This is a genomic window from Cupriavidus ulmosensis (assembly GCF_977008105.1).
This window is the reverse complement of the sequence record NZ_CDRMWP010000002.1, coordinates 1771101-1784677: the sequence shown is the minus strand read 5'-3', so window position 1 is coordinate 1784677 and position 13577 is coordinate 1771101. Positions and strand designations below refer to the sequence as shown.

At 68.5% G+C, this 13577-nt stretch carries 10 protein-coding genes; 3 read left to right on the top strand and 7 right to left on the bottom strand.

What is annotated here, in order from left to right; genetic code table 11:
* Positions 1–49: 49 nt before the first annotated feature.
* On the top strand, positions 50–1435 hold the full coding sequence (locus ACWTPI_RS27605; protein ID WP_454733324.1) for an FAD-binding oxidoreductase: 1386 nt from the start codon (positions 50–52) through the stop codon (positions 1433–1435).
* Positions 1436–1828: 393 nt separating this feature from the next.
* On the opposite strand, the gene ACWTPI_RS27600 is transcribed toward ACWTPI_RS27605, so the two are convergent.
* Positions 1829–2707 (bottom strand): hypothetical protein, encoded by an 879-nt coding sequence (locus tag ACWTPI_RS27600; RefSeq protein ID WP_454740528.1) that lies wholly within the window; start codon positions 2705–2707, stop codon positions 1829–1831.
* A gap of 224 nt (positions 2708–2931) precedes the next feature.
* On the opposite strand from ACWTPI_RS27600, the gene ACWTPI_RS27595 reads away from it, so the two are divergent.
* Both ACWTPI_RS27595 and ACWTPI_RS27590 read left to right on the top strand, forming a co-directional pair.
* Positions 2932–5142 (top strand): phosphocholine-specific phospholipase C, encoded by a 2211-nt coding sequence (locus ACWTPI_RS27595; protein WP_454734026.1) that lies wholly within the window; start codon positions 2932–2934, stop codon positions 5140–5142.
* Positions 5143–5389: 247 nt separating this feature from the next.
* Positions 5390–7429 (top strand): LamG-like jellyroll fold domain-containing protein, encoded by a 2040-nt coding sequence (locus tag ACWTPI_RS27590; protein ID WP_454733323.1) that lies wholly within the window; start codon positions 5390–5392, stop codon positions 7427–7429.
* Between the two features lie 129 nt (positions 7430–7558).
* Here the strand turns inward: ACWTPI_RS27590 and ACWTPI_RS27585 are convergent, their stop codons facing one another.
* The 6 genes from ACWTPI_RS27585 to ACWTPI_RS27560 form a co-directional block, all read right to left on the bottom strand.
* Positions 7559–8500: a LysR family transcriptional regulator gene (locus ACWTPI_RS27585; RefSeq protein WP_059411611.1), complete on the bottom strand. Its 942-nt coding sequence runs from the start codon at positions 8498–8500 to the stop codon at positions 7559–7561.
* A gap of 13 nt (positions 8501–8513) precedes the next feature.
* Positions 8514–9416: a 2-hydroxy-3-oxopropionate reductase gene (locus tag ACWTPI_RS27580; protein ID WP_454733322.1), complete on the bottom strand. Its 903-nt coding sequence runs from the start codon at positions 9414–9416 to the stop codon at positions 8514–8516.
* 65 nt (positions 9417–9481) lie between these two features.
* Entirely contained in the window at positions 9482–10285 is an 804-nt protein-coding gene (gene garL, locus ACWTPI_RS27575; protein ID WP_059411613.1) for a 2-dehydro-3-deoxyglucarate aldolase, read from the bottom strand.
* Between the two features lie 79 nt (positions 10286–10364).
* Positions 10365–11915: a UxaA family hydrolase gene (locus tag ACWTPI_RS27570; protein ID WP_454733321.1), complete on the bottom strand. Its 1551-nt coding sequence runs from the start codon at positions 11913–11915 to the stop codon at positions 10365–10367.
* Between the two features lie 133 nt (positions 11916–12048).
* On the bottom strand, positions 12049–12417 hold the full coding sequence (locus ACWTPI_RS27565; RefSeq protein WP_059411614.1) for a 5-carboxymethyl-2-hydroxymuconate Delta-isomerase: 369 nt from the start codon (positions 12415–12417) through the stop codon (positions 12049–12051).
* Positions 12418–12453: 36 nt separating this feature from the next.
* Positions 12454–13548, bottom strand: coding sequence for a malate/lactate/ureidoglycolate dehydrogenase (locus ACWTPI_RS27560; RefSeq protein WP_454733320.1), 1095 nt, complete (start codon positions 13546–13548; stop codon positions 12454–12456).
* Positions 13549–13577: the final 29 nt, after the last annotated feature.

Sequence of the window (13577 nt, the reverse complement as noted above, 5' to 3'; positions counted from 1 at the left end):
GGCCGCGTGGCCAGCTACCGAACCGGGGACTCACGTCGCGAGGTGCATCATGGCTGACCTGTCCGGTGAACTGGTGGAAGAATGGAGGGCAAGGCTGCGCGGCAAGGCGCTGCTGCCCGGCGAAGCGGGCTACGATGAGGCCCGCACGATCTGGAACGCGATGATCGACCGGCGCCCCGCGCTGATCGTCAAGGCCGCCGGCGCGGCCGACGTCATGGCCACGGTGGCGTTCGCGCGCGACCGGAACATGCTGCTGTCGGTGCGCTCGGGCGGCCACAACATCGGCGGCCACGCGGTATGCGACGGCGGTATCACGCTGGATCTGTCCGGCATGAAGTCGGTCCGCATCGACCCGGTGGCGCGGCGCGCCCACGTCGAGTCCGGCGCCACGCTGGCGGAGTTCGACCACGAGGCGCAGGCCTTCGGCCTCGCCACGCCGCTCGGCATCAACTCCACCACCGGCGTGGCCGGGCTCACGCTCGGCGGCGGCTTCGGCTGGATCAGCCGCAAGTTCGGCGCCTCGGTCGACAACCTCACCGGCGCGCACGTGGTCACGGCCGACGGCAAGCTGCTGCGCGCCAGCGCGGGCGAGCACGCCGACCTGTTCTGGGCCATCCGCGGCGGCGGCGGCAATTTCGGCGTGGTGACGATGTTCGAGTTCGCGCTGCATCCGGTCGGCCCCGAGATCTACGGCGGGCTGATCGTCTATCCGCTGGAGCAGGCGGGCACGGTGCTGCAGGGCCTGCGCGACCGCTTTCCCGGCATGCCCGACGAGCTCACCGTGTGGGCGGTGCTGCGGCAGGCGCCGCCGCTGCCGTTCCTGCCGCCCGAGGTGCACGGCAAGCCCGTCGTGGCGCTCGCGGTCTGCTACATCGGCCCGGTGGAAAACGGCCCGCAGCTCGCCGCGCCGCTGCGCAATCTCGGCACGCCCTATGGCGAGCACCTGGGCCCGATGCGCTTCGCCTCGTGGCAGCAGGCATTCGATCCCATGCTGGTGCCGGGCGCGCGCAACTACTGGAAGTCGCACAACTTCGCCGGGCTCGACGACGGCCTGATCGAGGTGCTGACGGCGTGCCTCACCCGGCTGCCGTCGCCGCAGACCGAGATCTTCATCGGCGCGATGGGCGGGCAGACCAACCGCGTGGCGCCGGACGCCACCGCCTACGCCAACCGCGACGCCAACTTCATCATGAACGTGCACGGCCGCTGGGACGACGCGGCCAGCGACGCCGCCTGCGTCGCCTGGGCGCGCGAGGTCTTCACGGCGGCCGCGCCCTATGCGCTGGGCACGGTGTACGTCAATTTCCTCACGCAGGACGAGGGCGACCGCGTGGGCGCGGCCTACGGGCCGAACTACGCGCGGCTGGCGGAACTGAAGCGGCGCTACGACCCGGGCAACCTGTTCCGGCACAACCAGAACATCAAGCCGGCATAAGCGGAACCGCCGGCGGACGCCATCCGGAAACGATTTCCGGCGGGCTCCGCCGGCGGGAGACTCGCGCCCCGCGACATCCCTCCGGGCACGCGTCCGGAATTACCCTCTCCAGTTGCCACGCATTATCGCGTGGAGCCGCCGTGTAGTCTATGAGCGGGTACGGAGTATTTTTCGGTTTCATTGTGTAGCGGATTAAATCATGGATTGCGTCGATATTTGCATGGATGATTAATTTGTTGCCTTGCGACGATTATATCGATGTGATTTATCGATATTTCATGAAATAGTTATTTGAGGCCTGGCTGGCAAGGATCGTTGCGACTGGTATTAACGAGGCGTATCTATTTCATCGCCTGATTGATTTTGGCCAGAAACAGAAATTGGTGTGGAGATCTATACGATATGGCGCGCCATATCCATAGAATATGAATAAATCCATAATCCGATATGGTTCTTGCCTTTCTGGCGCAAAAGGTGAAATGAAACAAAAAAATCATCAACCTGAAATATTGCGCCGTGAAAATGCGTCCGCCATTGAGGGGTGCCCAAGAAAACCCCTTCGCAAATGTCGAAACGGAAGAACCCATGTACCGAGCCCTGAAGCACTATCCCCTGGCGGCTGCCGCTGCAACGGCCGCCTGCGGAGATCGCGCTCCCCGCATGTCCGCGGCTGTCGCCACGTCCGGCGTGGTGGCTGGCAATTGCCTCGAACACGCGCCGGTGCCGGCGGGAATCCGTGCCGATGCCTTGCGCAATGGCGGAACCGGCGTCCACCCGGCGAAGCCTCTTCTCTGCCGACCGCACTGGGGCCACGGCAGCGCATCGCCGCCCTGGAAGCCAGCCAGGGCAAGGCGGCGCGAGTCCTGACGGGCGCAGCTTCACCGCGCCCGAGCACCAGGAGCAGCCCGCGGAGGCTGCCGTCAGATCACTGCCGTGTCCGGGGATCGCGCCAGGCAAGTCCGCCTGCCGGCCGCTGAGCACCTTGCTGCCCGCTGTTCGTGGTCTTGCGAGGGAGCCTCGGCCATCGCGTCGTTCCGCCAGGCAATCCATTCCAGGGTGAGGTCGCAGCAACAGTATTTCGGAAGTCCGCCAGGCGCGCTCATTGCTCACCGCCGCATCCAACGACTCCCCGTGGGTTTTTCGGTGTGTGGGGATATTGTTGCCGTCAATTTCGTTGACCGGTTCTACTTTATCGGAGCAGTGGTGCGTGCATTTTTTACCATTGATATTGATTGAAGCCATGAAAAAAATACTTTCCCCCATGTCGGGCACGAAAAGATCATTACTGGGTGCCGCCGCGCTTTCTCTCGTGCTGGTCCTTTCCGGTTGCGGCGGCGACGATGCGGATCAGACCGCGGGCGGCACAAGCGCATCCACTTCGCCGGCCTCGCCAACCACGCCGGCTGCGCCGGGGACCGGCAATTCCGTTTGCGCGGCGCATTGCGCACCATAATCACCGATCGGTTCGGCCGCCCCCAATTCCTGATAAAGACGTCATGACATTCAATCAATCAAAACGGAAGTTCCTGAAAACCACCCTCGGGACCACGGCCGCGGTTGCCGCGATGGCCGGTTTTCCGCAAAGTATTCGCCGGGCACTCGCCATCGAGGCGAATAACACCACCGGGACAATCCAGGACGTAAAACACGTCGTCATGCTCATGCTGGAGAATCGCTCCTTCGACGGGTATTTCGGCATGTTCAAGGGTGCCCGCGGTTTCGGGGACCGGTTTCCCATCCCCTTGCTCAATGGGCAGAACGTCTTCTATCAGACCCGTTCGGGCGGCACGACCGAGCTTCCGTATCACCTCGACTTCACCAAGGGCAACGCCCAGGCCGCGGGCGGCACGCCGCACACCTGGCCGGATTGCCAGGCGGCGTGGGACCACGGCCGCATGAATCAATGGCCGGTCGCGAAGGGAACGCTGTCGATGGGCTACTACGATGAGGCGGAAGTGCCGTTTCACTATGCCCTGGCCGATGCCTTCACGCTGTGCGACGCCTATCACTGCTCGATGCACACCGGGACCATCCCCAATCGCCTGTTCTACTGGACCGGGACAAACGGCCCGTCCGGCGACAACGTCGCGGCCACGATCAATGAATTCAACGCGGGCGCGGGCGTCGGCCCGTCCACGCAGGGGTGGACGTGGACGACCTACGCCGAGCGGCTCCAGGCGGCCGGCGTCAGCTGGAAGATCTACCAGAACATGCCGGGGAACTATGGCTGCAATGCGCTGATGGGCTTCCGCCACTGGCGTGCCGAGATGGAAAAGATGCCGTCGGGCAGGCAGGTGTCGAACAACGTGGCCACCGGCTTCAACCCGGCCTACAACGCCGACATCGACGATCAATACAGCTCGCTGGCCAAGGGCTTCGCCAACACGATGCCGGACGGTGGCTTCCTGCAAAGCCTGCGCGACGACGTCGCCAACGGCCAGTTGCCCGAGGTGTCGTGGATCATCGCCCCGGGCGCCTACAGCGAGCATCCGGGCGACTCGAGCCCCGCCAAGGGCGGCTGGTATGCCCAGGCCGTGCTGGACGCGCTGACCGCGTCGCCGGACGTATGGAGCAAGACGGCGCTGATCATCTGCTACGACGAGAACGACGGCTTTTTCGACCACCTTCCGCCGCCGTCCGCGCCGTCGAGGAACAGCGACGGCTCCCTGGCCGGCAAGTTCACGCTTTCCGACAGCGACATGGCGTTCGAATACCACAACTATTCGCCGGCCACCACGAACCAGTCGCCGGCGGACGGCCGCCCCTTCGGGCCCGGCATCCGCGTGCCGATGTGGGTGGTTTCGCCGTGGAGCCGCGGCGGCTGGGTCAATTCGCAGACGTTCGATCACACCTCGACGCTTCGTTTCCTGGAGGAACGCTTCGGTGTCAAGGAGCCCAATATCAGCGCCTTCCGGCGCTCGATCTGCGGCGACCTGACCTCGGCCTTCAACTTCGCCACGCCGAACAGCCAGACGCTGCCGACCCTTGCCGGACGCACCACCAAGGACGACGCGGACAGCCTCACCAGTTGGCAGCAGTCGCAGGCAAGCATCGCCGTGCCGGCCAACCAGGTCCTGCCCGCCGTGCCGCAGGGCGCGCGGCCTTCGCGCGCGCTGCCGTATGAGCTGCATGCCAGCGCGCGCGCCGACGCGGCGCAGAACCAGGTGCGCCTGCTGTTCGCCAACGCCAGCAGCGCGAACACCGGGGCGGTATTCCACGTCTACGACAAGCTGCACCTGGATCGCATTCCCAGGCGCTACGTCGTCGAGGCCGGCAAGACGCTCGACGACGCATGGGACCTCGCGGCCGACGCCGGCCAGTACAACCTCTGGGTGCTCGGGCCCAACGGCTTTCACCGCGAATTTGCCGGCAACGTGACGGAGCTGGCCGGCGCCAATCCGGAGATCCAGGTCTGCTACGTCCCGTGCGACGCAGCCGCGGTGCAGGTCAAGCTGCACAACGGCGGCAGCTCCGCATGCACGTTCAGCGTCGCCGCGCAGGCATACCGGACCGACGGGCCGTGGTCGGCGACCGTCCAGCCGGGCCAGGTCGCTTCGCTCGAATGGCAGATCGCCGGCAGCGGCCAGTGGTACGACTTCGTCGTGACCTGCGATGCGTCGGCCGCGTTCAAGCGCCGCTTTGCCGGACGCATGGAGATCGCCAAGGACTCCATCTCCGACCCGGCAATGGGGATGGGAGCCCAGTAAGCACCGGGCTGCGGCGGGCGCGGCCGGGCGGTCATGCCTCGCCGCGCCCGGCCGCAGCCGCCTTGCCGGCAAGCAACCGGCCTTGTCCTTGCACCAGCGGATCGAAACCGCCGCGCCCGCGCAGGCCAGCAGTGCTGGTCCTGTGCCGGCCGGCGGCTGGCCGATTCCCGCTGGTGTCCCGACTGAAGTCCGATGCGTGGACTGGCCTTCGGTCCACGATCAATCATCACAGAGCCAATCAATTCTCATGCGCAAGATTCATGTCATCGCGTTGTTTCCCAGCCTGCTCTTGGCAAGCCTCGTCGCGGGCTGCGGAGGGGGCGACTCGAATACGAGCACGGCTGCGGCGGATTCCCCCGCGACGCCGGTCGCAATTTCCCAGGATGCCGGCACCAAGGTTCTGCTGGTGGAGGCAGACGGCATCTCCTTCAGCGCCGTGCGCGCGGCATTCGATGCCCATGCCGCCGCGGGGCTGGACGGACTCTCCGTGGCACCGGCGTGGACGGGCGGCACGGCCGGCGGCCTGACCGAGCAGCGCACGCTCGGGCGCCCGAGCTGGGCGAGCCTGATTACCGGGAAATGGGCCTACCGGCACGGCGTCTATACCGACGACGATGCCGGCGAGACGCTGAAAGCCGACACCATGTTCGCCATGCTCAAGGCGGCGCGCGCCAATGTCCATATCGGCGTGGCCGGGGTCAGCGACCCCGACCTGGCCCTGCTCGACGGGGATATCACGAAGGGGGTCTTCGACGAGCTGACCAACTGCGCCGGAGACGCGGCCTGCGTGACGGCGCGCGCTTCCGACATGGTGTCGCGCGGATACGACCTCACGGTGGCGCAACTGGGCGCGGCGGCGAACCAGCCCGCCATCGGCCTGGCGGACGTGGCCAGCGCGGTCGGCACGCTGCGCGCCCAGATTGCGCAGCGGCAGAAGACGCATCCGAACGAGAAGTGGCTGGTGCTGCTGACGTCGGGCTACGGCCTCGACCAGTTCGGCTCGAACAGCGGCTGGCAGTCGCTCGATAACAAGACGGTGTTCATCGCTAGCAGCGAGAGCCTGCCGTCGCTGCCGGGAACCGATGAGCATTTGGTTGCCGACCTGGGCGCGCTCTACCAGCACGGCGCCATCACGGACATCGCGCCGACCATCCTGAACCGCCTGCAGGTGCCGCTGATCGCCGAGAACTACTACTTCGACGGCCAGAACCTGGCGGCCGGCATGGGCATCCGGCCGACCGGCTTCGCCGCCGGCGGCGACAAGGCCAGCATCGCGCTTTCCTGGTCGCTGACGAAGTCGCCAGCGAACCCGCTGAAGGTCTGGCGCGACGGCAACGTGATTGCCACGCTGGCGGCGGATGCGCGCACGTTCCTCGACACCGGCATCACGGCCGCCGCCAGCGGGCTGCTGAAATACAGCTATGCCATCCAGGCCGACGACGCGCTCGCATCGTTCCCGGCGCAGCTCGACTACGTGAAGCCCGTGGTGCTCGCCGGCAGCCTGACCACCGGGCTGACCAGCTACTTCCCGTTCGTCGGCGCGTCGCTGTCGGGCGCCTTCCTCGCTGATGCCAGGAGCGCGACCTCGCTGGTTCCGTGGGACAGCACCGCCGACGGCGGCTCCGTCCTGCCGGCGGACAATTTCCTCGATGCGTGGCAGACCCAGGCGCTGCGCGTGGACGCGGCCGTGGTCGGCGCGACCACTGGCCAGGCCGGATATCGCCTGATCCAGAATGGCGGCGGCGACATCACCGGCTCGCCGCAGTTCACGGTGGGGTTCTGGTACCGGGTCACGAACGTCTGCGCCCGGGACCTCAGTTCCGCCGTGCCGATGCTGTCGAACAAGCTGTGGACCTCGGGCCAGAATGCCGGCATCACGATTGGCCTGTTCTCCGGGTGCGAAGTGCGCTTCAACCTGGGCAGCGGCAGCGACCGCGCCGACGCGACCAACAGCCACCTCGCGGACGGGCAGTGGGTCTACATCGCGCTGGCGGTGGATACCGTCAACAGGACGGCGTCGGCCTACCTGTTCGATCCGGTGTACGGCGCCCAGATCACGAACCTGAGCATCAGCGCCAACGTGGCGAGCAAGGTTGCGGGGCTGGGCAATGGCTTCAGCCTGAACGAGGACGGCTCCGGGAAGTTCTACACCACCAAGAACCAGCCGGGTTCGCCGCGCATCCAGGCCGACTATAACGACATCGGGCTGTGGAACAGGCTGCTGACCGCGGACGAGGTGCGCAGCATCTACGCCTCCGGCCGGCCGGTCTCGACGCTGCTGCCGTAAGCGTGGCGGGAGGCGCCGGCCGGCGCCTCCCTGTCGGCGCCTTTCCGTCGGCGATTCCCTGCCGGCGCTTTTCTGCCGGCACTTCCCCTCCCGAGCCGTGCCGGCCGCGCAATGCGGACCCGGCCCGGCTCAGATCAGCCGCGCCCCCGGCCACGCGCCGGACATCACGATATTGCGCACCGACTGCCGCACCGTCTGCATGATGTCCCACAGTTCGGGCACCGGCGGGCGGTTGCGCGCGGTCGCCAGCGCCACCTGGCGCGTGACCACCGGATCCACCAGCCGGGCCGAGTGCAGCCGGCCCTGCGCCACGCGGTCGGCGACCGCGGCAAACGGCAGCAGCGTGGCGCCGCAGCCGTCTTCCACCAGGCGCATCGCCACGGTGTTGGAGGCATCGCATTCCAGCGCGAGCTGCAGCGCGGTGCCGCTGCGCGCGGCCAGCGACTCGGCCAGCACGCGCAGGCCGTGGCCGGTGCTGGGCAGGATCAGTGGCACTTCGGCGAGCCGGCGCACGGCAAAGGTCGGGCCGAGATGGCTCCACGAGGTCGGCGTGACCAGGGTCAGGTCTTCCTCTAGCAGGATGTCCACCTTCAGCGCGCCTTGCTGCTCAGGCAGGTAGAGCAGGGCGACGTCGATCTCGCCGGCCGCGAGCCACGCCAGCACCGGGCTGGCCAGCCCTTCGACGAAGCGTACCTTGGTGGCGGGAAAGCGCTGCTTGAGCGCGGTGCCGATGCTGGCGAACGCGGTGTTGGCGATGGTCGGCTGCGCGGCGATCACCAGTTGCGCCGGCCCTTGCGCCGACGACGCGCGGATGGCCTCGCGCGCCTCCGCCAGCGTGGCGGCGACCTGGCGCGCGTAGACGATCAGCGTCTGGCCGGCCTCGGTCAGCACCACGCCGCGCCCGCTGCGGTGGAACAGGCGCGTGTCCAGCGCCGATTCCAGCCGCGCGATCTGGCGGCTCACGGTGGACTGGTCGGCGCCCATTTCGAGCGCGGCGCGCGAGATGCTCTGCGTGTTGGCCACGCAGACGAAGCAGGCCAGGTCTTCCGAGTTCAGCGTGCTTGCCGTCATCGCGCCGCCGCCATCAGCCCTTGGCCGCCGGCTTGTCGCCGATGGCGTGGCCGGCCATGTGCTCGAGCGCGCGCACCAGGCCGGAGTGGTCCCAGCGCGCGCCGCCGAGCGCGCCGCACACGTTGAACAGCTGCTGGCACGAAGCGGTGTTGGGCAGGCTCACGCCGAGCTTGTGCGCGGTGGACAGCGCCAGGTTCAGGTCCTTCTGGTGCAGCTCGATGCGAAAGCCCGGGTCGAAGGTGCGCTTGATCATGCGCTCGCCGTGCACTTCCAGGATGCGCGAGCTGGCAAAGCCGCCCATCAGCGCCTCGCGCACGCGCGCCGGGTCGGCGCCGGCCTTGGCGGCCAGCACCAGCGCCTCGCCCACGGCCTCGATGGTCAGCGCGACGATGACCTGGTTGGCCACCTTGGCCACCTGGCCGTCGCCCACGCCGCCCACCAGCGTGATGTTCTTGCCCATCAGCTTGAGCAGCGGCAGCACGCGGTCGAACGCCTCCTGCCTGCCGCCGGCCATGATCGACAGCGTGGCGGCCTTGGCGCCGACCTCGCCGCCGGACACCGGGCCGTCCACGTAGTCGCAGCCGAGCGCCTCGATCCTGCCGGCGAACACGCGCGTCTCGATCGGCGAGATCGAGCTCATGTCGACCACGGTCTTGCCCTTGGAAAGCCCCTGCGCCACGCCGTTGTCGCCGAACAGCACCTTTTCCACATCCGGCGTGTCGGGCAGCATCAGGAAAACGACCTCGCTCTGGCGCGCCACCTCGGCGGCGTTGGCGCACGCCTGCGCGCCGGCGTCGAGCAGGGCCTGGGGCGCGCCGCTGCGCGAGTGCACGTAGAGCGTGTGGCCGCCGGCCGCGAGGTGCTGCGCCATCGGCGTGCCCATCACGCCCAGGCCGATGAATCCGATCTTGCTCATGTCTGTCCTCTCTTCATGTGCGCTGCCTGGCGCCACGCCATGCAGCCTCAGGTCGTCAGGATGCTTCAGCCGGCGAAGCGGTCGCGCAGCGCCTGCGTCGCGTTGCGGAAGATGCCCTGGTCCACGCCCACCGCGACGAAGGCCGCGCCCATGTCGAGGTAGCGGCGTGCGTCGGCCTCCACCGGCGTGAGCGTGCCCACGGCCTTGCCGGCGCGATTGGCGGCGGCGAAGATGCGCGCCACCTGCGCCTGCACGTCCGGGTGGTTGGGGTTGCCGATGTGCCCGCACGCGGCGGCCAGGTCGGACGGCCCGATGAAGATGCCGTCCACGCCGTCCACCGCGCAGATCTCGTCCACGGCATCCACGCCTTTCTGGCTTTCGATCTGCACCAGCACGCAGATATTGTCGTTGATCCGGCTGAAGTAGTCGGGCACCGTGCCGTAGCGGTTGCTGCGCTGGGACATCGACACGCCGCGCACGCCGGCCGGCGGGTAGCGCGTGGCGCTGACCGCGCGGCCGGCCTGCTCGGCGCTTTCCACGAACGGGATCAGGAAATTGTAGAAGCCGATGTCGAGCAGGCGCTTCATCAGCACCGGGTCGTTGACCGGCGGGCGCACCACCGGCGCGCTCACGCTGCCTTGCAGCGCCTGCAGTTGCGGGATGAAGGTCAGCACGTCGTTGGGCGAATGCTCGCCGTCGAGCAGCAGCCAGTCGAAGCCGGCCAGGCCGAGGATCTCGGTGGTGGTGGCGTTGCCCAGCGAGCACCAGCAGCCGATCAGGCGGCGGCGCGCGAGGATGTCGGCGCGGAAGCGGTTGGGCAGCGGCGAGGGCAGCAGCGAGTTCGGCAACGGGGTCGGCAACGAAGGCATGAGGCGGTGTGTCCTGGCGCAGTTTGTCGGGTACGGGCGGAGTCGGAGGGAGTCGGGCACAAACGGGCGCAAGCGGGCGTCAGCCCGTGATGCCGATCTGCCACGGCGCGAATTCATGGTCGCCCAGGCCCAGCAGCTCGCTCTTGCTGCGCTGGCCCGAGGCGGTGGCCAGGATCTGCGCGAAGATGCGCTCGCCCATTTCCTGGATGGTGGCGGTGCCGTCGAGGATCTCGCCGCAGTTGATGTCCATGTCTTCCTCCAGCCGCCGGTACATCGGCGAATTGGTGGCGAGCTTGAGCGACGGCACCGGCTTGGCGCCGAACATGGAGCCGCGCCCGGTGGTGAAGCAGATCAGGTTGGCGCCGCTGGCGATCTGGCCGGTGGCGGAGACCGGGTCGAAGCCCGGCGAATCCATGAAGACGAAGCCCTTGCGCGTGATCGGCTCGGCATAGCGGTACACGTCCATCAGCGGGCCGGTGCCGCCCTTCATCGACGAGCCCAGCGACTTCTCGAAGATATTGGCCAGCCCGCCGGCCTGGTTGCCGGGGCTGACGCGGCCGTTGATCTGCACGTCGCGCCCGGCGGCGTACACGTCCTTCCACCAGCGGATGCGCTCGACCAGCTTCTCGCCCACCTCGCGGCTGGCCGCGCGGCGCGTCAGCGTGTGCTCCACGCCGTAGATCTCGGGCGTCTCCGACAGGATGGCGGTGCCGCCGTGGCGCACCAGGATGTCCATCGCGGCGCCGAGCGCCGGGTTGGCGGTGATCGAGGAAAAGCCGTCCGAGCCGCCGCATTGCAGGCCGATGCTCAGGTGGCTGGCCGAAACCGGCCGGCGCGCCGCGCGGTTGGCGTCCGGCAGCAGCGCCTGCACCGCGGCCACGCCGGCTTCGATGGTCCGGCGCGTGCCGCCGGTGTCCTGCATGGTGAACGCGTGCAGGCGCGGGCCGGTCTCCAGCCCTTCGGCCTTGAGCAGGGCGTTGACCTGGTTGCGCTCGCAGCCCAGGCCGATCACCAGCACCGCGGCCAGGTTGGGGTGGCGCATGTAGCCGGCCAGCGTGCGCTGCAGCATCGCCATCGGCTCGCCGCTCATCTCCATGCCGCAGCCGGTGCTGTGGGCGAAGGCCACCACGCCGTTCACGTTGGGGAAGTCCGCCAGCCGCTCGGGCGTGAACCACTCGGCGATCTTGTGCACCACGGTGGCCGAGCAGTTGACGGTGGCCACCACGCCGATGAAGTTGCGCGTGGCCACGCGGCCGTCGTCGCGCACGATGCCGTCGAAGCTGGCCTGCTCGACCTCGGGCAGCAGCGCCACCGGCACGAAGTCGCGCGCATGGGCGTAGTCGCGGTCGAACTCGCGGAACTCGATGTTGTGGCCGGACACCAGCGCGCCCGGCGCGATGTCGGCGCCGGCGAAGCCGATGGTGGTGTTGTACTTCAGGATCGGCTCGCCCTTGTGGATCGGGCGCGCGGCGATCTTGTAGCCGGCCGGTACCTGGCTGCGGATGGTGAAGGTCTCGCCGGGCACCGGCGTGCCGATGCTGAGTTCGGTGCGGGCGATCAGCACGTTGTCCTGCGCGTGCAGGCGGATGACCGGCGCGGCGGGCGCGGTGGCGGGGCTGGTGGTGGTCACGCTGTCTCCTGTGGGCATCTTCACTGATTGTCTTTCTGCGTGGCCTCTCGTGGCGGCCGCGCCGCGCGTGCCCGGAAGGCACGGCGGCGGCGCGGCGCGGAGGCCATCGGTGCTGCGTTCCTGCCGGGCGCGGCTATGCGCCGACGACCTGCTTGGCGAAGCTGGCGCGCTCCATCTCCACCACATCCACGCTGACCTGCACGCTTTCGCCGGCCTGGCCGGGGCGCACCTGCTCGGCGATCGCCTCGCACACGGCCTTGCCGAGCGCCTGCCGCACGGCCAGCTCGCGCCCGTCGAGGATGCGCAGCGTGGCATGCACGAAGGCGCGCTCGCGCGCCTCGGTGCCCTGGCGGTAGGCGGTCAGCGTCACGCAGCGCGACTTGATGTCCGGCTCGTTGAACTGGCCGGAGGCCAGCAGCGCGGCGTTGGCCTGGTCCATCAGCTCTTCCTGCGAGCAGGCCAGCCGGGTGTTTTCGGTGAGTTCGATGATGAGATGGGGCATGGTGGTTCCGGTGACGGGTTGCCGAAAGGGGGCGGTTCAGTCCACCGCCAGCGGCGACAGCGGGCCGGGCGACTTGCCGCGCGCGGCCTGCACGCGCGCGGCGGCGTCGTCGAGCTGGGCCAGCGTGCCGCTGTCCACCGGAATGTGCTCGGCGCGCGCGCGGCGCCAGGCGCGCTCGGGCTCGCCGGGCAGCAGGATGGCCTCGGTGCCGGGCTGCAGCTTCGACGAGCGCACCCAGTCGACGAAGGACTGCACCTCGTGGCCGAAGGTGGTGCTGCTGCCCAGGCGCGCCGGGTCGAACACGATGGCCAGCATGTTGTTCCAGACCGCGTGCTCGTGGGTCAGCGTCTCCGGGCGGATGGTGTGGCCGCCGGTCACGGCCGCGCCCAGCAGCTCGCACATCATCGCCAGCACGTAGCCCTTGTGCTCGCCGAACGAGCGCAGCGCGCCATGCGGCTGGCCCGCGGGCGGGAACATCACGGCGGGGTCGTTGGTGGGATGGCCGTCGGCGTCCAGCAGGCAGCCCGGCGGCACCGGCACGCCCTTGTTGTTGGCCACGCGCACCTTGCCCAGCGCGATCGCGCTGGTGGCGAAGTCCATCACCAGCGGCGCGGCGCCGGCCACCGGCACGCCGATGGTGAACGGGTTGGTGCCGTAGCGCGCCTCGTAGCCGCCGTGCGGCGCCACGATCTGCCGGGACAGCACGTTGACGAAGTGGATCGAGATCATGCCGGCGGCGGCGGCCTGCTCGGCCCAGTGGCCCACGCGGCCGAGGTGGTGCGAGCGGCGCAGCCCCAGCACGCACACGCCATGCTCGCGCGCGCGGCCGATGGCCAGGTTCATGGCCTCCTCGGTGACCGCCTGACCCATGCCGCGGTTGCCGTCCAGGCTCAGGATGCCGCCGGACTCGTGCACCACGCTCACGTGCTGGTTGAGCTGGAGCTGCTCGCCCAGCCAGGACAGCACGTACTTCGGGATCATGCCCACGCCGTGCGAATCGTGCCCGGACAGGTTGGCGCCGACCAGGTGGTCGGCGGTCAGGCGGGCTTCGCGCGCGTCGGAGCCGGCGGCGAGCCAGAGGTCGGATACCCACTGATGCAGGGCGGCGGTCGGGATGCGGTGTTCACTCATGGGATCGGGTAGCGGGATAGCGGAAGGAG

Coding starts and splice junctions, on each gene's coding strand:
- ACWTPI_RS27595 (WP_454734026.1), top strand. CDS start 2,932: ATGACATTCAATCAATCAAAACGGAAGTTCCTGAAAACCACCCTCGGG.
- ACWTPI_RS27560 (WP_454733320.1), bottom strand. CDS start 13,548: ATGAGTGAACACCGCATCCCGACCGCCGCCCTGCATCAGTGGGTATCC.
- ACWTPI_RS27580 (WP_454733322.1), bottom strand. CDS start 9,416: ATGAGCAAGATCGGATTCATCGGCCTGGGCGTGATGGGCACGCCGATG.
- ACWTPI_RS27565 (WP_059411614.1), bottom strand. CDS start 12,417: ATGCCCCATCTCATCATCGAACTCACCGAAAACACCCGGCTGGCCTGC.
- garL (WP_059411613.1), bottom strand. CDS start 10,285: ATGCCTTCGTTGCCGACCCCGTTGCCGAACTCGCTGCTGCCCTCGCCG.
- ACWTPI_RS27605 (WP_454733324.1), top strand. CDS start 50: ATGGCTGACCTGTCCGGTGAACTGGTGGAAGAATGGAGGGCAAGGCTG.
- ACWTPI_RS27590 (WP_454733323.1), top strand. CDS start 5,390: ATGCGCAAGATTCATGTCATCGCGTTGTTTCCCAGCCTGCTCTTGGCA.
- ACWTPI_RS27585 (WP_059411611.1), bottom strand. CDS start 8,500: ATGACGGCAAGCACGCTGAACTCGGAAGACCTGGCCTGCTTCGTCTGC.